This window comes from Streptomyces sp. NPDC127114, assembly GCF_042677525.1.
Taxonomy (GTDB): Bacteria; Actinomycetota; Actinomycetes; order Streptomycetales; family Streptomycetaceae; genus Streptomyces.
Window position 1 is genome coordinate 1 of sequence record NZ_JBHXTJ010000049.1, and the last position, 19,596, is coordinate 19,596.

Genomic DNA, 19,596 nt, shown 5'->3' on the forward strand with positions numbered 1-19,596 from the left:
GGGCCGGGGCGGCCGGGGCCGGGGCGGCCGGGGCGCCGAAGGCCGGCGGCGCGGCGGCCTGGGCCGGCGGGGCGAAACCGGGCGCGGCGGCGGGCTGCTGCGGGGCCGCGGGCTCCTCCTCGGCGACCTCGCCGCCGAAGTTCTTCAGGAGCGCCTCCAGGCCTCCGTCGAATCCCTGGCCGACGGCGGCGAACCGCCACACGTCCTTCAGGTAGAAGTCGCCGAGCATCACGGCGCGTTCGGTGGAGAACTCGGCGCCGGTGAAGGCGTACCGGGCGACCTCCTCGCCGCCCGCCACGATCCGGATCCAGCCGGGGCCGACCTGCGACATCTGCCCGGCGCCGTCGATCGTCGCGGTGAAGGACAGCTTGTGGATGTGCGCCGGAATGCGGTCCAGCGTCACGCGGAAGGACTCCGTGTCGCCAGCCTGCGCGCCGAGCAGCTGGATGGACTCCTCGGGCGACTTGGGCTGGTTGAAGAAGACGAAGTAGCGGTCGTCGGAGAGCCGCTCGTCGGCGTCGAGGCCGAAACAGCTGATGTCGAAGGTCAGACCGGGCGCCGCGATCTGCACGCCCACGTACAGATCCGTTCCCGCCGTGAGATCACTGATCTTGGCCTTGTGGCCGCGTTGGAATTCCCTGGCCATGTGTGACGACCGTCCCCCATCCCGAAATGACGAATGCGTCGCGCCAGGCTAACGGGTGGCCGAGACATTGCGGCAGGGCCGGGCCCGTTCGGTACAGAACCGGAGCAATGCGCGGGTCAGTCCTCGCGGGCGTCCGAGAGGTGCGGCAGCCGGCCGGCCGCGGCCACGCCCTCCAGGTAGCCGCGGGCGCGCTCGGTGCGCGGATAGGCGTCCAGGAGCCGCCAGAAGCGTGGTCCGTGGCCCGGCACGAGGAGGTGCGCCAGCTCGTGGCAGAGCACGTAGTCCACGACGTACTCGGGCATGCCCTGGAGCCGGTGGGAGAGCCTGATGCTTCCCTCGGAAGGGGTGCACGAGCCCCAGCGGGTGTTCTGGTTCGTCACCCATCGGACGGACGTGGGGCGAGCCCGGCCGTCGAAGTACTGCTCCGACAGCTGCGCGGCCCGCTCGGTCAGTTCCCGGTCGCCGCGGACGCTCCTGCTCTCCTGGGCGGCCAGCTTGTCCAGCATGACGGTGACCCAGCGCTGCTCCTCCGCCTCCGACATCCGGGCGGGGATGAGCACGATGGTCCGGTCGCCCTCGCGGTAGGCGGAGACCGTTCTGCTCCGGCGGGAGCTCCTCCGGACCTCGACCGCGCTCGTCCCCGAGCCGCGGGGCGGTCTGCTTGTCACGCTGTGCTGTGGGTCGGCCGACACGGCCCCGACGTTACCCGCTGGCGGCGGGGGAAGTCCCGCACCACCGCATTCGAATGATTAATGCCTCAGCCCTGTGGACAACTTTCCGCACCGCTCGCCCGGGCCGGGCAACCTGACTCGTGGAACCGACGGAGCAGCGGTCGGGACGGGACGACGGGGGTGGCTTGATGCATCCGATGGTGAAACCGGCGCTGCGGCGCGCCTGGCGGAACATGCGGTACGTGCAGTTCGGGGTGACGCCCGCGCACGCGGTGGTCCTGGGGCCGGTGGACACGACGACGGGCAGTCTGATCGGCCTGCTCGACGGCACGCGCGGCATGGAACTGCTGCGGGCGGAGGCGGCGGCACTCGGCCTGCCCGAGGGGCGCCTCGACGCCCTGCTCGCCCGGCTCGCCGCGGCCGGGCTGATCGCCGACGCCTCGGTCCGGCCACCGTCCGGGCCGCCGGGCGGCCCGGACGGCCGCGACGACGGCGATCCCGGCGGCCGGGCGGACCCGGCGCTCGACCCGGTGCGCGCCGACCTGGCCTCCCTGTCTGTGGTGCACCGCGCGCCTGACGGGGCGGCGCGGGCGCTGGCCGCGCGACGCTCGCTGCGCGTACAGGTGCGCGGCGCGGGCCGCGTGGGCGCGGCGGTGGCGGCCCTTCTGTCGGCGGCGGGTGTCGGGCGGGTCGAGGTCCTGGACGCCGGCACCGTCGCGCCGTGGGAGGTGTCGCCGGGCGGACTTCCGCCGGAATCGGTCGGCGAGCGGCGCGCGGTGGCGGCCCGCCGCCTGGTGACCCGCACCGCCCCGGGCGGCCGCCCACCGCGCCGCGCCCGGTCCGGGGACGGGAAGGGGAACGGGGAACGGATCCGGGGAAGGGACGGAGGACGAGGAGGAGGACGAGGAGGGGGAGCTGGTGGTGGAGGTGGAGGACGGGGAGGGGGACGGAGTGGGGGCGGAGGAGAGGGAGGGGGCGGGGGCGGGGAGGCCGGGGTCGCGCTCGTCGTGGTCGCCCCACGCGACGGCCTCGGCGCCTACGTCCCCGACCCGCTCCCGGCCGAGGCCTGGATCGCCACCGGCACGCCCCATCTCTACGCGGGAGTGCTCGAAGCCACCGGTGTGGTGGGCCCGTTGGTGCTGCCGGGCGGAACGGCCTGCGCAGGCTGCATGCAGCGGGAGCTGGCCGAGCGGGAGCCGGTGTGGCCGCGGCTTCCGGCGCAGTGGCGTTCGGGCCGGCCGCATCCGCTGCCCGCGTGCGACGTGACGCTCGCGACGGCGGTCGCGGGCCTCGCCGCGGCGCACGCGCTGGCGTTCCTGGACGGCGACCTGCCGTCGAGCACGGGGGCGCGCTGGGAGGTGTCGCTGCCCCTGCTCGGGTGGCGCTCGGCGCCGGTCCGGGCCCACCCGGCGTGTCCGTGCGGGGCGCGGCGCGGCGGTGAGGGGGAGCATGCGACGGAGGCTCGAGCGGCGCACGACACAATGGCGGGGTAGGGCCTGCCCCGAGGGCCCTGGCTCCGTGCGGAACTGCAGTCTGGGACTTGGAGGGCGCATGTCTGATCTTCCCCGGAAGGCGGTCACCCGGACCGCGAAGTTGGCCGCGTTGCCGCTGGGCTTCGCCGGGCGGGCCACGTGGGGGCTGGGCAAGCGGATCGGCGGGAAGTCGGCGGAGCTCGTCGCGCGGGAGCTCCAGCAGCGCACGGCCGAGCAGTTGTTCAGGGTGCTCGGCGAGCTCAAGGGCGGGGCGATGAAGTTCGGGCAGGCGCTGTCCGTCTTCGAGTCGGCGCTGCCGGAGGAGGTCGCCGGGCCTTACCGGGCGGCGCTCACAAAACTCCAGGACGCCGCTCCGCCGATGCCGACGCGGACGGTGCACGCGGTGCTCGAGGAGCGGCTGGGCGAGGGATGGCGGGAGCTGTTCCTGGAGTTCGAGGACAAGCCGGCGGCGGCCGCGTCGATCGGGCAGGTGCACCGGGCGGTGTGGCACGACGGCCGCGAGGTCGCGGTGAAGGTGCAGTACCCGGGCGCGGGCGAGGCGCTGCTGTCGGATCTGACCCAGCTGAGCCGGTTCGCCCGGCTGCTCGGTCCGCTGATCCCCGGCATGGACGTGAAGCCGCTGATCACGGAGCTGCGGGACCGGGTCTCCGAGGAGCTGGACTACGGGCTCGAGGCCGAGGCGCAGCGGGAGCACGCGGAGGAGTTCGCGGGCGATCCGGACGTGGTGGTCCCGGCGGTGGTGCACCAGTCGGATCAGGTGCTGGTCACGGAGTGGATGGACGGGATCCCGCTGTCGGAGGTGATCGCGGACGGCACGCCGGAGCAGCGGGACCGGGCCGGGCAGTTGCTCGCCCGGTTCCTGTTCTCGGGGCCGGCGCGCACGGGGCTGCTGCACGCGGACCCGCATCCGGGCAACTTCCGGCTGTTGCCGGGTCCGGAGGGGGCGGACGACGACTCGGCCGCCTCGTGGCGGCTCGGCGTGCTGGACTTCGGCACGGTGGACCGGCTGCCGGGCGGGCTGCCGGAGACGATCGGCGCCTGTCTGCGGATGACGCTGGCCGGGCAGGCGGAGCCGGTCTACGAGCTGCTGTGCGCGGAGGGTTTCGTGAAGAAGTCGATCGCGCTCGACCCGGACGCGGTGCTGGAGTATCTGCTCCCGATCATCGAGCCGGCCGAGGTGGAGGCCTTCGGTTTCACCCGTGGCTGGATGCGTGCGCAGGCGGCCCGGATCGCCGATCCCCGCTCCCCCGCGCACCAGTTGGGCAGGCAGCTCAATCTGCCGCCCTCGTATCTGCTGATACACCGTGTGACGTTGAGCACGATCGGGGTGCTGTGTCAGCTGGGCGCGACGGTGCGGCTGCGGGACGAGCTGGAGGAGTGGCTGCCGGGCTTCGTCGCCGAAGAGGAGTAGGGCGCCGTCCGGGCCCTGGGTCCGGACGGGTCACCACCAGGAGGAGTCGAGGCGGCCCTCGATGGCCCTGATGTTGGCGCGGGCGCAGTCCTCGCAGAAGTACTGGCGGGTGCCGTTCTCCACCGAGCAGGTCCAGGTGACGGGCAGCTCCGGGGCGGTTTTGCCGCAGCGGGCGCACACGTAGAGCGGCTTGTCGACAGAGGCGTCGTTCACCTTGGTGACGATAACCCGAGGGGCGCCCGTGTCGGGGGCAACGCACGGGGGGGGCGTGTCGGTTCGGCCCGGCCCCCGCGGTTTCAGGGTCTGCCTGGGTCAGTGCATGACGGCCATGGCCAGCGCGCGGCGGGCGCGCATCGACACGCGCTCGGCGCGCCGCTGCATGCGCCGGGCGGCGACCAGGCGCGAGGCCTGGCGTTCCGCGTCGGCTTCCCGCAGGCGGTCGTGCATATGGGCACGGGCCAGGGCTTCTGGGATGAGTTGCATCTCACGGGTCCTGTTCTGGCGCGAGCGCTTCGCGCCACTGATCGAAACGTCTGGAGTCGCGGAGCCGGAGGGCTCGTGGGCGGGCGAGGTCATCGGGGCCTGCTTCTGGGGATCGTGCGTGAGGGGGCGGTCGACGGTTCCGAGGGCGTTCATGCCGCAACCGGGTTCTTGCGCGGGCGGCCGCGGGGCCGCTTGCGGGCGACGACCACGCCCTGGACGAAGAGCTCTCCACCCCAGACGCCCCAGGGCTCGCGACGCTCCTTGGCGCCCGCGAGGCAGGCTTCCATGAGCGGGCAGGTCCGGCAGAGCGACTTGGCGTACTCGACGTCGGCCGGGGACTCGGCGAAGAAGACCTCGGGGTCGTACGAGCGGCAGGGGACGGGTACGCCGAGGTTCTCGATGGCGTCGTCGAGCGCGGTGAGCGCGGTGAGGGGGGTCAAGGTGGAGTCCTCCGTGAGGCCGGGCGGGGGGATCGTTTCGGAAGGCGGTACGGACGGGGCGTGCGCTTCGAGTTGCACGGGTCGACTTCCTCGTCTGGTCGTTCCGGCCTGTTGGCCGGGTTTTCTGTTGGTACCGGTCACTGCTGGTCCCGAGGCCCCCTCGCTCCGTCAGCCCCGTTCGGGGACAAACAGAAGGGCCGCGGATCCCTGATGGGGTTCCGCGGCCCTGAAGGCGCCGGCCTGATCGTCGATCAGGCTGGATCACTCCAGGGTTCGAGCCCACGGAAGGCCCACATCGTGTGGTGCTGCTGCGTCGTCCGCTGAATGCCGGCACCGGTCGCCGCGAAGCCGTAGGCAGCGGCCTTGGCCTTGCCCACCACTCCTGCTTCCAGTGCCTTGGTCGGTCGCTCATTGCGCTCAAGGCGGTCCATCAGCAGACCGGACATACCGAGAGGCAGACCGGCGCCGGACAGACCGGTGCCAAAGAGCGCGGAGGACGCGGAGGCGGCGAGGCCGAGCGAGCAGGCGGAGACGACGACCGAGCGATCGGTCATTTTGGCGGTGCTGGTCTTGATGTTCTTGATGCTGATCACTGGAATCGCCTCCTCTCGGCGTCTCGGAGGGCTCGGTGTGAGCCGGACCCTCATGTTCATTTGGACAAGTACAGCACGAAGACAGGGCTTCCAAGAAGCCGCTGTGTCGTGGTTAAGAACCTATGGGGCTTGACGGGGCGGGCGCAAACTATTTTTCCCACGAGTTTTTCTCAGGCCTCCTCGTGGCTTCCTCCGGGCTCCTCACCTGCGCAGATGGCCAGTACGTCGGCGCCGAAGCGGTCGAGCTTGCGGACCCCGACCCCGGAGATCGTGACGAGCTCCGCGTCGGAGGCGGGCACCCGCTCGGCGATGGCCATCAGCGTCTTGTCGGTGAACACGCAATAGGGCGGCTGGCCGAGCGCGCGGGCCTGCTCCATGCGCCACTCGCGCAGCCGCTCGTACAGCCCCTCGTCCATGTCGGAGGGGCAGTCCTCGCAGCGCATGAGCTTCATCTCGCCGGCCTCGGTGAGGGTGGCGCCGCAGACCCGGCAGCGCACCGGGCCGCGCCGCTTGCGCCGCCCCGGGCCACTGCCCCGGTCGATGCCTCCGCCGACGCCGTCGACGCCCGCGCCTCCGCCGCCGCCCGCGCCGGCCGGGGCGAGCGGGCCGGAGCCGGGGCGCAGGCCCTTCAGGAAGCGGGTGGGGCGCCGGGAGGCCCGGCCGCCCGGGGAGCGCGAGAGCGCCCAGGACAGCGACAGGTGGACCCGGGCCCGGGTGACGCCCACGTAGAGCAGCCGGCGTTCCTCCTCGACCTGTTCGTCGGTCTTGGCGTAGGTGATCGGCATCATGCCCTCGGTGAGGCCGACCAGGAAGACGGCGTCCCACTCCAGGCCCTTGGCGGCGTGCAGCGAGGCGAGCGTGACGCCCTGGACGGTGGGGGCGTGCTGGGCGGCGGCCCGTTCGTCGAGCTCGGCGACCAGGTCGGAGAGGGTGGCACCGGGCTTGGCGCGGGCGAAGTCCTCGGCGAGCCGGACGAGCGCGGCCAGTGATTCCCAGCGGTCCCTGACGGCGCCGGAGCCGGTGGGCGGCTCGCTGGTCCAGCCCTTGGTGGAGAGCACGGCACGGACCTGGGCGGGCAGGTCCTCGGCGTCGTCGAGCAGCGCGTCGTTCCCTCCGGCCCGGGCGGCGCCGCGCAGGGCGATGCCCGCCTCGCGGACCTCCTGGCGCTCGAAGAAGCGCTCGGCGCCGCGCAGCTGGTAGGGCACGCCCGCGTCGGCGAGGGCCTGCTCGTAGACCTCCGACTGGGCGTTGATCCGGTAGAGGACGGCGATCTCGCCGGCCGGGACGCCGGCGGCGATCAGGTCGCGGATGCGGCGGGCGGTGCCCTCGGCCTCGGCGGGCTCGTCGCCGTACTCGGTGTAGGCGGGCTGGGGGCCGGGCTCGCGCTGGGAGACCAGCTCCAGGCGGTGCTCGGCGGCGCGGCCGCGGGCCTGGCCGAGCAGCCCGTTGGCCAGGTGGACGACCTGTGGGGTGGAGCGGTAGTCGCGGACCAGCTTGATCACGGTCGCGTTCGGGTGGCGGGTGCGGAAGTTCAGCAGGTGGTCGGGGGTGGCGCCGGTGAACGAGTAGATCGTCTGGCTGGCGTCGCCGACCACGCACAGGCTGTCGCGGTCGCCGAGCCACAGGTCGAGCAGCCGCTGCTGGAGCGGGGAGACGTCCTGGTACTCGTCGACCACGAAGTGCTGGTACTGCCGGCGGATCTGGTCGGCGATGTCGTGCCGGTCCTGGAGGATGCCGACGGTGAGCAGCAGCACGTCCTCGAAGTCGATCACGTCGCGCTCGCGCTTGAGCTGCTCGTACATCGCGTAGATCTGGCCGATCTCCGCGGGGTCGCGGGGGCAGTCGCGCGAGGACTTGGCGACGGCGGCCGGGTAGTCGGCGGGGACGGTCTGGGTGACCTTCGCCCACTCGATCTCGCTCGTGACGTCCCGCAGCTCGTTCCGGTCGAGGCGGACGCGGCAGCGGGCGGCGGCGTCGGCGACCAGCTGGATCTTCCGCTCCAGGAGGCGGGGCAGCTCGCCACCGACGGCTTTCGGCCAGAAGTACTGGAGCTGGCGGAGGGCCGCGGAGTGGAAGGTGCGGGCCTGGACGCCGCCGGCGCCGAGCTGGCGGAGCCGGCCGCGCATCTCGCCCGCGGCGCGGTTGGTGAAGGTGACGGCGAGCACGCTTGCGGGTGCGAGGATCCCGGCCCGCACCCCGTAGGCGATGCGGTGGGTGATGGCCCGCGTCTTGCCCGTACCGGCACCGGCCAGGACGCACACCGGTCCGTGCAGGGCGAGGGCGACCTCGCGCTGCTCGGGGTCGAGCCCGTCGAGCACCGCGTCGGCCGACTCGGGGACCTGCGGGAAGAGAGTGGAGTGCGTTGCTGGTGTCACCCCGCCATGCTGCCAGGTCCGGAGGGACCGATGCGGTGCGTTGTCCACAGGAGGGTGGCGCCGGTCATACGAACGCGGTTCCGGGAATGGCCGGCCGGGGGCGTACGTTCTTCCTCTCGGCATCCACCCGCGAACAGAGGAGCGCCTGGCCATGCAGGGCACTGTGACGATGTACAGCACCACGTGGTGCGGCTACTGCCGCCGGCTGAAGAGCCAGCTGGACCGTGAGGGCATCGCGTACACGGAGATCAACATCGAGCAGGACCCCGAGTCGGCGAAGTTCGTCGAGCAGGCCAACGGCGGCAACCAGACCGTGCCGACCGTGCGCGTCGTCCCGGAGGCCGGCGGTTCCGAGGTCGTCATGACCAACCCGAGCCTGGCCCAGGTCAAGCAGGCGCTCGCCGCCTGACCGAGGGCCCGACGCCCCTGGTGGCCGAAAACAGCCCCCGCCCGGCAGTGCCGGACGGGGGCTGTCGCGTTCCGCTTACGGGCGTGCGGCCACGAGCGCAGGAGGGGGCGGGGGTACGAGGCGGCGCGGGGCCGTGGCTCAGACCACGTCGCCGGGCTTCGGCAGCGGCTTGCCGTACCAGATCTCGATCAGCCGGGAGGCGATCGAGATCCCGTACGGCGGCAGCACCTCGCCCGACTCGAAGGCCGCGGCCAGGTCCTCGCGGGAGAACCAGCGGGCCTCGTGGATCTCCTCGCCGTCCACCTCGATCTCCGACGAGGTCGCCCGGGCGAAGAAGCCCAGCATCAGGCTGGACGGGAAGGGCCAGGGCTGGCTGGCCACGTACTCCACCTCGCCGACCGTGACGCCGGCCTCCTCGAAGACCTCGCGCACCACTGCCTGCTCGATGGACTCGCCCGGCTCCACGAAGCCCGCCAGGGTCGAGAAGCGGCCCTCGGGCCAGTGGACCTGGCGGCCGAGGAGGGCGCGGTCCTCCTCGTCGGTGACCAGCATGATCACCGCCGGGTCGGTGCGCGGGTAGTGCTCCGCGCCGCAGGCCTGGCAGCGGCGGACGTGCCCGGCCGCGGCGATCACCGTGCGCTCGCCGCAGCGCGAGCAGAAGCGGTGCAGCCGCTGCCAGTTCTCCAGGGCCACGGCGTGGACCATCAGGCCGGCGTCCCGCGGCGAGAGCAGCAGCCCCGCCTCGCGCAGCCCGGCCGGCCGTGCCGACTGGTCCATGCGGCCCGGCAGGCTGTCCTTCTGGAGCGCGAAGTAGGAGACGCCGTCGGCGTCCGTGCCCAGGAAGTAGCGGTGGGTCTCGGTGACCGGGGCCTCGAAGGCCGGGGTCATGACCAGCTCGGTCCGGCCGTCGGGCGTGTCGTCGATCAGCACCTGACCTCCCGAGACCACGAAGACCCGGGTCGTCGGGTGGCTCCAGGCGGCCGCCAGCCACGCCTCGTCGAGACGGTGGTGGGCGGCGCGGTCGATCCCGCTCGGGGCGGTGAGCGAGACCGGGCGGTCCGCGAACGCGTTGTTCAAGGTGCTCACAGGTGCTTCCAACTCCCCCATCGGATTCGGGTTCAGCGCGCGGCGGTGCGGAGGGCGGCGGGCAGGTCGCCCCACAGGTGCGCGGTCGTCTCGACGCCCTTCATGAGGAGATCCAGCTCGATCTTCTCGTTCGGGGAGTGCCAGCCGTCGGAGGGGACCGAGATGCCCAGGAACAGCACCGGGGCGTCCAGCACGTCCTGGAGGTCGGCGGCCGGTCCCGAGCCGCCCTCGCGGGTGTAGCGGATCTTGGCGCCGTCGAAGGCGCGGCTCATGGCGCCGGCCACCGCCTTGAGCGCGGGGTGGTCGAGCGGCGTGAGGCAGGGCCGGGTCGGTGCGCCGAAGACGATCTCGTGCCGGACGCCGGCCGGCACCAGCTCGGCCAGCCACTTCCGTACGGCGTTCTCGATCCGCGCCGGGTCCTGGCCGGCGACGAGCCGGAAGGAGAGCTTCAGGTGGGCGGAGGCGGGCACGATCGTCTTGCCGCCGGGGCCCTGGTAGCCGCCGCCGATGCCGTTGACCTCGGCCGTGGGGCGGGCCCAGACGCGCTCCAGGGTGGAGAAGCCGGCCTCGCCGAGGGTGCCGTGGGACTTGGCCGTGTCGAGCCAGGCGCTCTCGTCGAAGGGCAGCTCGGCGACCAGGGCCCGCTCGGCGTCGGTCAGCTCGGTGACGCCGTCGTAGAACCCGGGGATCGCGACGCGCTCGTCGGCGTCGTGCAGGGCGGCGACGATCCGGCCGGCGACGGTGACCGGGTTGGGCACGGCGCCGCCGAAGGAGCCGGAGTGAATGTCCTGGTCGGGCCCGTACAGGTCGATCTCGCAGTCCGCGACGCCGCGCATGCCGGTGCACACGGTCGGCGTGGTCTCGGACCACATGCCGGTGTCGGAGACGATCACCACGTCGGCGGCGAGCCGGTCGGCGTGCTTCTCCACCAGGGCGCGGAAGTGCGGCGAACCCGACTCCTCCTCGCCCTCCACGATCATCTTGAGGTTGACGGCGGGCGCGGTGCGGCCGGTCACGGCGAGGTGCGCGCGGACGCCGAGGGTGTGGAAGAGGACCTGCCCCTTGTCATCGGCCGCGCCCCGCCCGTACATCCGGCCGTCGACGACCACCGGCTCGAACGGCTCGGTGTGCCAGCCGTCCTCGCGGGCGGCGGGCTGCACGTCGTGGTGACCGTAGACGAGGACGGTCGGCGCGTCCGGCTCGCCGGACGGCCACTCGGCGAACACGGCGGGCGCGCCGTCGGTCTCCCACACCTCGACGACGGGGAAGCCGGTGCCGGTCAGGGTGGCGGCGAGCCACTCGGCGCTGCGCCGGACGTCCGCGGCCCGCTCGGGCTGCGCCGACACGGAAGGGATCCGCAGCCACTCGGCGAGCTCGCCGAGGAACGCGGACCGGTGCTGCTCGATGTACGTGCGCACGGCACGGGTGTCCTCGGCGTGGACGGCGCTGTCCGGGGTCTCGCTCATGCTCCCGAGCCTATCCGGCGCCGGAACCCGCCCCGTCGTCGGCCGGTGTGCCGAGGAGCACAGCCTCCAGTTCCGCCCGGCCGGGCAGCCGGGCCGGGCGGACCACCTCACCGGTGCGCACGTAGACGAAGGAGGCGGCCACCTCCTCCGGGTCGAGGCCGTGCTGCTCGGCCCAGGCGAGGCGGTAGATCGCCAGCTGGAGCGGGTCCGCGTTGCGCAGATGGCTGGTCTTCCAGTCGACGATCTCGTACGCGCCGGTGTCCGGGTCCCGGTAGACGGCGTCGATCCGGCCGCGGACCACCCGGCCCGCAAGGGAGAGGTGGACGGGGATCTCCACGCGGTACGGGGTGCGGCGGGCGTACGGGGTGCGGTCGAAGGCCTCCTTCAGGGCGTCCAGGTCCCGCTCGTCCAGGATCTCCGGCTCGCCCGCGAACTCCTCGCCGCCGGGCAGCTCGTCCGGGCCGAGCAGGGGCAGCGGCAGCTCCTCGAAGCGGGACTCCACCCAGGCGTGGAAGCGGGTGCCGCGCCGGGCGGCCGGCTGCGGCGGCTTCGGCATCGGCCGGGCCAGCTCCTTGGCGAAGCCTTCGGGGTCGGCGGCGAGCCGCAGCACCTGGGAGGCGGAGAGGTACGCGGGCAGCAGGACGTCCCGGGTGGTGGCGCGGGAGCGGTGCAGCTCGGCGGTGAGGGCGGTGAGGTCGCGGTCCCACGAGGCGACGGTGCGGGCGTCCTCGGGCGTGAGGGCCGGTTCCGCCGGGCGGGCCTCGGCGCGGGGCGCCGGCACGTGCGGCCCGGTCCACTCCTCGTCGTACGGGGGTTCCTCGTGCGGCTCCTCCAGGTCCTCCGGGAACCAGAGGCCGTCCGGGTCCCCGTCCGCCGCGGCGGCTTCGGCCGGGGCGGGTGCGGCCGGTTCCCGGGACCAGAGGCGGGCCATGACGGCCCGCGCGGCCTCCCGGCGCCGCTCCAGGGACTCCTTGTCCAGGGGCAGGGGCCAGGCCTGGTCGGCGAGATCCGCGGTGAGGAGCGGGTTGTCGTCGCCCTCCTCGGGGGCGTCCGCCCAGGCCTCGATCTCGCCGTGGCCGGCGGCGCAGTGCTCGTACAGGGCCCGGAGGAAGTCCGAGGGCCCGCGCGGCTTCTTCTGGGCCGGGCCCCACCAGTGGCCGGAGCCCAGGAGGAGGGAGCGCGGGCGGGTGAAGGTCACGTAGCCGAGGCGTAGCTCCTCGGTGTGCTGGTGGTCGCGCAGCTCCTCCTTGAAGGACTTCAGGGAGGCGGCGGTCCACTCGTCGAGCCCGGGCAGGGTCGCCGCGTCACCGCGCAGGGCGTGCGGGAGGACCTGGGGCTGGGAGGTCCAGGACTCGCGGGCGCGGGTGGACGGGAACTGGCCGGTGACCAGGCCGGGAACGGCGACGACGTCCCATTCCAGGCCCTTGGACTTGTGGGCGGTCATCACCTTGACGGTGTTCTCGCCACCTGGCAGCGCGTTGTCCAGGCCCTTCTCGTACTGCGCGGCCGTGCGCAGGAAGCCGAGGAAGGCGAGCAGGGTGGCCTCGCCGTCGAGGGAGGCGAAGCCGGCGGCGACGTCCAGGAAGTTGCCGAGGGTCTCGCGGCGGCGGGCGGCCAGGGCGTGCGGCGAGGCGGAGAGCTCGACCTCCAGGCCGGTGGCGGCGAGGACCCGGTGCAGGACGTCCATCAGCGGGTCGGCGAGGGAGGTGCGCAGGGCGCGCAGCTCGGTGGCGAGGCGGGCGAAGCGGACCCGGGCCTCGGCGGAGAAGGGCAGGCCGTCGTCCTCGCCGCCGGAGTCGAGGAAGGTGTCGAGCGCGTCGGCGAGGGAGATCACCTCGGCGGGGTCGACGCCCTCGACGGCGGCGGCGAGCCGCTGGTCGGCGTCGTCCGTCCCCTCGCCCGGCCGGTGCACGAGGAGCCGGGCGCGGCGGCCGAGGAGGGCCAGGTCGCGCGGGCCGATGCGCCAGCGGGGGCCGGTGAGGAGCCGTACGAGCGAGGCGTTGGCGCCGGGGTCCTGGAGGACCTCGCAGACGGCGACGAGGTCGGCGACCTCGGGCAGGTGGAGCAGGCCGGAGAGGCCGACGACCTCGACGGGGACGTCCCGGGCGACGAGGGCGGCCTGGACGGCCGGGAAGTCGGTGGCCGTGCGGCACAGGACGGCGATCTCACCGGGCGCGGTGCCGGTGCGGACGAGGTGGGCGAGGGAGTCGGCGAGCCAGTCGATCTCCTCCGTGTGGGTGGGGAGCAGCGCGATGCGGACGCTGCCGTCCCGCTCGGCGCCCGGTGCGGGCCGCAGCGCCTCCACGCCCGCGTGCAGGGCGCGCAGCGGGGCGGCGAGGCCGTTGGCCAGGTCGAGGAGGCGGCCGCCGCTGCGCCGGTTCTCGGAGAGGGCGAAGCGGGTGGCGGGGCGGCCGTCCTCGTACGGGAAGTGCTCCGGGAAGTCGTCGAGGTTGGCGACGGAGGCGCCGCGCCAGCCGTAGATGGCCTGACAGGGGTCGCCGACGGCGGTCACGGCGTGCCCGGTGCCCTGTCCGAAGAGGCCGGACAGGAGCAGCCGCTGGGCGACGGAGGTGTCCTGGTACTCGTCGAGCAGGACGACCCGGAACTCGTCCCGGAGGATCGCGCCGACCTCGGGCCGGGTGGTGGCGAGCTCCGCGGAGAGGGCGATCTGGTCGCCGAAGTCGAGCAGGTCGCGGGAGCGCTTGGCGGCGCGGTAGCGGACGACGAGGTCGAGGAGCTCGCGGCGCGCGGCCGCGGCTTCGGGGAGTTTGCGCAGGTCGGCGTTGGTGAGCTTGGCCGTGGCGAGTTCGGCGAGCAGCTCGGTGTCGTACGCGAGGAGGCGCTCGGGCCGTACGAGGTGCTCGGCGAGCTCGGCGTCGAGGGCGAGGAGGTCGCCGACGAGGGTCGGGAAGGAGCGGGTGAGTGCCGGGTACGGGCCGGGGGCCTCGCGCAGGACGCGGGCGGCGAGCTGGTAGCGGGTGGCGTCGGCGAGGAGCCGCGAGGTGGGCTCCAGGCCGATGCGCAGGCCGTGGTCGGTGAGGAGCTGCCCGGCGAAGGCGTGGTACGTGGAGATGCGGGGCTCGCCGGGGGGGTTGTCCGGGTCGATCACGTCGGGGTCGGTGACGCCGGCGCGGACGAGGGCGGTGCGGACGCGCTCGGCGAGCTCGCCGGCGGCCTTGTTGGTGAACGTCAGACCGAGGACCTGCTCGGGCGCGACCTGTCCCGTGCCGACCAGCCAGACCACCCGGGCGGCCATCACCGTCGTCTTGCCGGAGCCGGCTCCGGCCACGATGACCTGCGGGGCGGGCGGCGCGATGATGCAGGCCGTCTGCTCCGGGGTGAACGGGATGCCGAGCAGCTCCTTGAGCTGCTCGGGGTCGGTGATGCGTGCGGTCACCCGAAAGAGGCTAACGGGCACCACCGACAGCGCGGTCCGGTCAGGCGCGCCGGGGCCGCGCGCGGCCGGTCACCGCGGCCGGTCACCGCGGCGGGTCGGGGCGGCCGGTCGGGGCGGTTCCGGTCAGGCCGGGGTGCCCGGGTCCAGCTTGGACAGGTCGACGGTCTCGTCGGCGGGCGGGACGACGACCTTCACGGGCTTGTCGTAGTCGGAGAGGGTCACGGATCCCGGCTCGGAGCCGCCCTTCTTGACCGTCTTCAGGATGTAGGGCTTCCCGCGCTCGGAGACGGACACGGTGGTGGTCTCGCCGCCCGGCTTCTTCTTGACCAGGGTGGCGACGGGTGTGCCGTTCACCTCACCGTCCCGCCCGCGGACCAGGCCGGTGCGGTCCTCCTTGTCCTTGCCGAGGTCGGCGAGGAGGGCCTTCAGGTCGCAGACGCCGCTGAGGCCCTCGGTGCCGGGCCGGCCCTGCGGGATCTTCAGCCAGCGCCCCTTGAGCAGTTCGATCGTCGCGTCGATCTGCGCGGGCGGCATGCCCTGGGAGGTCATGGAGGCACGCCAGAAGGCCTCGTCGCCCTTCATGTAGGTGACGCGGCCGGTCTGGCGGAGCTCGGCGGCGCCGCCCTGGAGTCTGATGGCGCCGGTGCACTCGCTCTTGTCGTTGACGGAGAAGTCGACGTCCAGCGGCTGTCCGCCGGAGACGACCCGGCCGGTCATGCGCAGCGAGGTCGCGGACTGGGTGGCGGTGACCGCCCGGGCGCCGATCTGGTCGGCGGTGAGGCCCTTGAAGGGGTCGGGCGAGGGACTGGGGGCGGCCGGTGCGGCGGCCACGGGTGGGGCCTGGGCGGCCAGGGCGGAGGGTGCGACGGGCACGGCGCCGGCGATCAGGGCGGTGCAGACGACGGTGGCGGCGCGAAGTGTGGTGGACGCCATGCGAGCCTCCTCGCGGTCTTCCCGATATTCCAGGGTGCCGGAGGGGGCGGGGGCTCGCGAGTCCGGGGCCGCTGCGGCCCCGGGGCAGGGCGTCAGTCCACGATGTGGCGGCCCTCCGGGCGGGCGCTGCACGAGGCGCGGAAGGTGCAGGTCGTGCAGTGCTGGCCGGTGGTCGGGGTGAAGCGCTCGTCGAGGACGCGGCCGGCGGCGTTGGCGAGGAGGCCGCCGATCCACTCGCCGTCGAGCGGCTGCTGGGCCTGGACCTTGGGGAGCGCGTCCCCGCCCTCCTTCTTGGGGGCGGCCTGCCGCAGGTGGACGAGTTCGGCGCCGCCGGGTTCGGGGGTGCGGCCGCCGAAGACCTCGTCGACGGCGCCCTCGCGGACGGCGAGCTGGTAGACGGCGAGCTGCGGGTGGTGGGCGACCTCGTCCTTCGTGGGCGCGGACTTGCCGGTCTTGAAGTCGACGACGTAGGCGCGGCCCTGTTCGTCGGTCTCGACGCGGTCCATGGAGCCGCGGATGCGGACCTGGTACTCGCCCGCGCCCAGCGTCACGTCGAAGTCGTGCTCGGTGGCGGCGGGTGTGCGCCCGGCGCGGTCCATGACGTGCCAGCGCAGGAAGCGCTCCAGGGCGATCCTGGCGTTCCGCTTCTCCTGCGCGGACTTCCACGGCGCGTCGAACGCGAGGGCGTCCCACACGGAGTCGAGCCGGGCCATGAGGACGTCGAGGTCGGCGGGGGTACGGCCGGAGGCGACCTCGTCGGCGAGGACGTGCACGACGTTGCCGAAGCCCTGGGCGGCGGTCGCCGGGGCGTCGGCCCTGACCTCGCGGCCCAGGAACCACTGGAGGGCGCACGTGTCGGCGAGCTGGTGGAGGGCGGAGCCGGACAGGGCGACCGGGCGGTCCCGGTCGCGCAGCGGCACGGCGCTGCGGGTCGGCTCGGCGAGGCCCCACCAGCGGTCGGGGTGGGCGGCGGGGACGAGCGGATGGCCGTCCTCGTCGGCGAGGGCGGCGAGCCGGGCGAGCCGCTCGGCGGCGGCGGCACGCAGGGCGGGCGAGGCGTCCGGGTCGACGGTGGTCGCGCGCAGTTCGGCGACGAGCGCGGCGACGGCGAGCGGGCGGCGGGGCCGTCCCGTCACCTCCTTCGGCTCCACGCCGAGTTCGGTGAGGAAACGGGAGGGCTGGTCGCCGTCCTCGGCCGGGGCCTTGACGGCGGTGACGACGAGCCGGTCGCGGGCGCGGGTGGCGGCGACGTAGAAGAGGCGGCGCTCCTCGGCGAGGAGGGCGCCGGGGGTGAGCGGCTCGGCGAGCCCGTCACGGCCGATCCGGTCGGCTTCGAGGAGGGAGCCGCGGCGGCGCAGGTCGGGCCAGAGGCCCTCCTGGACGCCGGCGACGACCACCAGGCCCCACTCGAGGCCCTTGGAGCGGTGGGCGGTCATGAGGCGGACGGCGTCGGGGCGGGTGTGGCGGCGGGTGAGGGTGTCGGCAGCGATGTCCTGGGCGTCGAGCTCCTCCAGGAAGTTGAGCGCGCCGCGCCCGCCGACCCGGTCCTCGGCGCGGGCGGCGGTCTCGAACAGCGCGCAGACCGCGTCCAGGTCCCGGTCGGCGTTGCGCCCGGCGGTGCCGCCGCGCAGGGAGGCGCGCTCGAGGCGGCCGGGCCAGGGCGTGCCGTTCCAGAGCAGCCACAGCGCCTCCTCGGCGGTGCCGCCCGCGGCCAGCCTGTTCCGCGCGGCCCGCAGCAGCTCCCCGAGCCGCCTCGCCCCGCGCGCGTACGACTGGTCGTGCGCGACCAGCCGCTCCGGCTCGGCGAGCGCCCGCGCGAGCAGCACGTCCGACGGCGCCGGCACCTTGTTCCCGCCGGCCCGCTCCTCGTCACGCAGAGCGCGCCCGAGCCGGCGCAGATCGGCGGGGTCCATCCCGGCGAGCGGCGAGGCGAGCAGCGCGACGGCGGTCTCGGTGCCGAGCCAGGAGACGCCGGCGGAGGCCCGCCCGCCCTCGGGGGCCTCCACGGCCTCGGGGGCCGCCGCGTCATGGGCCTCCGGAGCCTCGGAAGCCTCCGCGTCCACGGCCTCCGCGGCCTCGGGGGCCGCCGCGGCCCCGGGAGCCTCCGCGTCAACGGCCTCCGGAGCGTCCGCCGCCTGCGCCGCCGGGCCGGTCGCGGCCGTGCCCTCGGCGGCCTCGGGCTCCGTCTGCGCGCTTCCCGCCGCCGCTGCCGCCGCCCGGAGGGCGAGCAGGAGAGGGGCGACCGCCGGTTCGTGGCGCAGCGGGGTGTCCGCGGCGTCGGTCTCCACCGGGACGCCGGCCGAGGTGAGGGCGCGGCGGAGGGTGGTGAGAGGGGCCGTGGAGCGGGTGAGGACCGCCATGTCGTGCCAGGGGACGCCGTCCTCCAGGTGGGCGCGGCGGAGGAGGTCGGCGATGTTGTCCGTCTCGGTGGACGGCGTCGGGTACGTGTAGACCTCGGCGCGGCCGCCGTCCCGTACCGGCGCGAGCTCGCGGTGGGCGCGGACCCGGTCGGCGGGCAGGCGGGGCAGCGGCATCCGCTGGGTGAGCAGCCGGGTGGCGCCCAGGAGCGCGGCGCCCGAGCGGCGGGAGGTGCCCAGGACGCGGACGCTCGCCCCGAAAGCGGCCGGGAAGTCGAGGATGCCGTTCACGTCGGCGCCGCGGAAGGCGTAGATCGACTGGTCGGGGTCGCCGAACGCGACCACCGGCGCCGCCGATCCGGCGGCGAGACCGCGCAGCAGCCGCACCTGCGCCGGGTCGGTGTCCTGGTACTCGTCGACGAAGATCGCGTCGTAGGGGGGCAGCGCGCCGGCGGGGGCGGACTCCACCAGGAGGACCGCCCGGTGGACCAGCTCCGTGTAGTCGAGGACGCCCTGGAGGTCCATGACGTCCAGGTACTCGGCGAGGAAGCCGGCCGCGGCCCGCCAGTCGGGGCGGCCGACCCGGCGCGCGAAGGCGTCGAGGGCGCCCGGCCCGAGGCCCAGTTCACGCGAGCGCGCGATGACGGCGCGCACCTCGTCGGCGAAGCCGCGCGTGGTGAGGCAGGCGCGCAGTTCGTCCGGCCAGCGCACATGCCCGAGGCCGAGCTTCTCCAGGTCGATCTGGCCGGCGAGCAGTTCGCGTACGGCCAGGTCCTGCTCGGGGCCGGACAGCAGCCGGAGCGGCTCCGCGAACAGGTCGGCGTCCTGGTGGGCGCGGACGAGGGCGTAGCAGTACGAATGGAAGGTGGTGGCCTGCGGCGGGCGGCTTCCGCCCAGGCGGGCCGCCATCCGGTCGCGGAGTTCCACCGCGGCCTTGCGGCTGAAGGTGAGGACCAGGAGGCGTTCCGGGTCGGCGCCCCGCTCCATGCGCGCCGCGACGGCTTCGACCAGCGTCGTGGTCTTCCCGGTACCCGGTCCGGCGAGGACCAGAAGCGGTCCGTCCGCGTGCTCAACCACCGCCCGCTGCGCTGCGTCAAGCACAGGGGGCCGCACCGGTGCCGGCACGGCCCGCACCAGCCGGTACGCGCCGGGGCCCCGCGTGGACGCGAGGGTGGAGGAGGAAGTCACGTGGGTCGCCGGTCCTGCTGGTCTGTGTGCGGGGTGCTCGGGGTTCGCCGGATGCCCCAGGTTCTCGGAGGTCTCCGGTGAGAAACGCGAGCTTCGACGGTACGCGATCCCGGCGCCGTACCCCATGTGTCACGCCGTCAGGCGCGGCACCCGCCCGTCCCGCTCCCCCGGGCGCGGCACCCGCCGGCACCCGGTCGCCGTACCCCGCGCCCTCAGCCCTCCGCGCCGTCCCATCGCGCCCGCCGCATGTCGACCTTGATCCGGCCCTCGCCCTTGGGGTCCCGCAGCGGTGTGCCCTCCGCGCGGTAGTGGCCGAGGGCGCGGTGCTCGTGGCCCTCGAGCAGCGCGCCGTCCGCGCGCACCACGCGCCACCACGGCACGGAGCCGCCGTAGAGCGCCATGACCCGGCCGACCTGGCGCGGCCCTCCCTCGCCGAGCCACTCCGCGACGTCCCCGTAGGTCATCACCCGGCCGGGCGGGATCTCCTCGGCGACCTGAAGGACCCGTTCCGCATACTCGGGCAGCTCGGGCAGCTCCTGATTCTCCATTCGGCCCATCCTGCCTCACCCCACCGACAACCCCCTGATGCCTCCGAACGGCCCCTCTTCGTGCCACCATCGTCCGGGCGGTGACTGGTGATACGAGAAC

The 19,596-nt window shown here is 74.2% G+C and carries 16 protein-coding genes; 3 read left to right on the top strand and 13 right to left on the bottom strand.

Annotated features, from left to right (window positions below; translation table 11 throughout):
• Both ACFVGS_RS32200 and ACFVGS_RS32205 read right to left on the bottom strand, forming a co-directional pair.
• Positions 1 to 646 (bottom strand): TerD family protein (locus tag ACFVGS_RS32200; RefSeq protein ID WP_385695490.1); only part of this gene is annotated, 646 nt, incomplete at its 3' end.
• 116 nt (positions 647 to 762) lie between these two features.
• Positions 763 to 1,338, bottom strand: a complete 576-nt coding sequence (locus ACFVGS_RS32205) for a M48 family metallopeptidase (protein ID WP_384423584.1) — start codon at positions 1,336 to 1,338, stop codon at positions 763 to 765.
• Between the two features lie 167 nt (positions 1,339 to 1,505).
• Between ACFVGS_RS32205 and ACFVGS_RS32210 the strand changes: the two genes are divergently transcribed.
• Together ACFVGS_RS32210 and ACFVGS_RS32215 are read left to right on the top strand one after the other, a co-directional pair.
• Positions 1,506 to 2,810: a ThiF family adenylyltransferase gene (locus tag ACFVGS_RS32210; protein WP_385695494.1), complete on the top strand. Its 1,305-nt coding sequence runs from the start codon at positions 1,506 to 1,508 to the stop codon at positions 2,808 to 2,810.
• A gap of 58 nt (positions 2,811 to 2,868) precedes the next feature.
• Entirely contained in the window at positions 2,869 to 4,221 is a 1,353-nt protein-coding gene (locus tag ACFVGS_RS32215; RefSeq protein WP_385695497.1) for an ABC1 kinase family protein, read from the top strand.
• Between the two features lie 30 nt (positions 4,222 to 4,251).
• Here ACFVGS_RS32215 and ACFVGS_RS32220 read toward each other — a convergent pair whose 3' ends face one another.
• The 5 genes from ACFVGS_RS32220 to ACFVGS_RS32240 all read right to left on the bottom strand — a co-directional run bounded on the left by ACFVGS_RS32220 (position 4,252) and on the right by ACFVGS_RS32240 (position 8,112).
• Positions 4,252 to 4,434, bottom strand: coding sequence for a hypothetical protein (locus ACFVGS_RS32220; RefSeq protein WP_385695499.1), 183 nt, complete (start codon positions 4,432 to 4,434; stop codon positions 4,252 to 4,254).
• A 99-nt stretch (positions 4,435 to 4,533) separates the two neighbouring features.
• Positions 4,534 to 4,857: a hypothetical protein gene (locus tag ACFVGS_RS32225; protein WP_384421227.1), complete on the bottom strand. Its 324-nt coding sequence runs from the start codon at positions 4,855 to 4,857 to the stop codon at positions 4,534 to 4,536.
• Positions 4,854 to 5,222: a WhiB family transcriptional regulator gene (locus ACFVGS_RS32230; RefSeq protein ID WP_351226385.1), complete on the bottom strand. Its 369-nt coding sequence runs from the start codon at positions 5,220 to 5,222 to the stop codon at positions 4,854 to 4,856. Before ACFVGS_RS32230 ends, ACFVGS_RS32225 begins: the two co-directional genes overlap by 4 nt.
• Positions 5,223 to 5,395: 173 nt before the next feature.
• Entirely contained in the window at positions 5,396 to 5,737 is a 342-nt protein-coding gene (locus ACFVGS_RS32235) for a hypothetical protein (RefSeq protein ID WP_384421226.1), read from the bottom strand.
• A 170-nt stretch (positions 5,738 to 5,907) separates the two neighbouring features.
• A complete protein-coding gene (locus ACFVGS_RS32240) occupies positions 5,908 to 8,112 on the bottom strand; it encodes an ATP-dependent DNA helicase UvrD2 (protein WP_384421224.1) in 2,205 nt (734 codons plus the stop codon).
• A gap of 151 nt (positions 8,113 to 8,263) precedes the next feature.
• On the opposite strand from ACFVGS_RS32240, the gene ACFVGS_RS32245 reads away from it, so the two are divergent.
• Complete coding sequence (locus tag ACFVGS_RS32245) at positions 8,264 to 8,521, top strand: mycoredoxin (protein ID WP_361579230.1); 258 nt, start codon at positions 8,264 to 8,266, stop codon at positions 8,519 to 8,521.
• A 138-nt stretch (positions 8,522 to 8,659) separates the two neighbouring features.
• Here the strand turns inward: ACFVGS_RS32245 and nudC are convergent, their stop codons facing one another.
• The 6 genes from nudC to ACFVGS_RS32275 form a co-directional block, all read right to left on the bottom strand.
• Positions 8,660 to 9,607, bottom strand: coding sequence for an NAD(+) diphosphatase (nudC, locus tag ACFVGS_RS32250; protein WP_385695504.1), 948 nt, complete (start codon positions 9,605 to 9,607; stop codon positions 8,660 to 8,662).
• Positions 9,608 to 9,639: 32 nt separating this feature from the next.
• A complete protein-coding gene (locus ACFVGS_RS32255) occupies positions 9,640 to 11,073 on the bottom strand; it encodes a dipeptidase (protein WP_384421221.1) in 1,434 nt (477 codons plus the stop codon).
• Positions 11,074 to 11,083: 10 nt separating this feature from the next.
• Positions 11,084 to 14,470 carry a UvrD-helicase domain-containing protein gene (locus ACFVGS_RS32260; protein WP_384421219.1) on the bottom strand — a complete coding sequence of 1,129 codons (3,387 nt, stop codon included), beginning with the start codon at positions 14,468 to 14,470 and terminating at the stop codon, positions 11,084 to 11,086.
• 123 nt (positions 14,471 to 14,593) lie between these two features.
• Positions 14,594 to 15,403, bottom strand: a complete 810-nt coding sequence (locus ACFVGS_RS32265) for a hypothetical protein (protein WP_384421217.1) — start codon at positions 15,401 to 15,403, stop codon at positions 14,594 to 14,596.
• A gap of 92 nt (positions 15,404 to 15,495) precedes the next feature.
• Positions 15,496 to 18,948: an ATP-dependent helicase gene (locus tag ACFVGS_RS32270; RefSeq protein WP_385695508.1), complete on the bottom strand. Its 3,453-nt coding sequence runs from the start codon at positions 18,946 to 18,948 to the stop codon at positions 15,496 to 15,498.
• A gap of 212 nt (positions 18,949 to 19,160) precedes the next feature.
• Positions 19,161 to 19,505: an MGMT family protein gene (locus ACFVGS_RS32275; RefSeq protein ID WP_385695510.1), complete on the bottom strand. Its 345-nt coding sequence runs from the start codon at positions 19,503 to 19,505 to the stop codon at positions 19,161 to 19,163.
• Between the last annotated feature and the right edge of the window lie 91 nt (positions 19,506 to 19,596).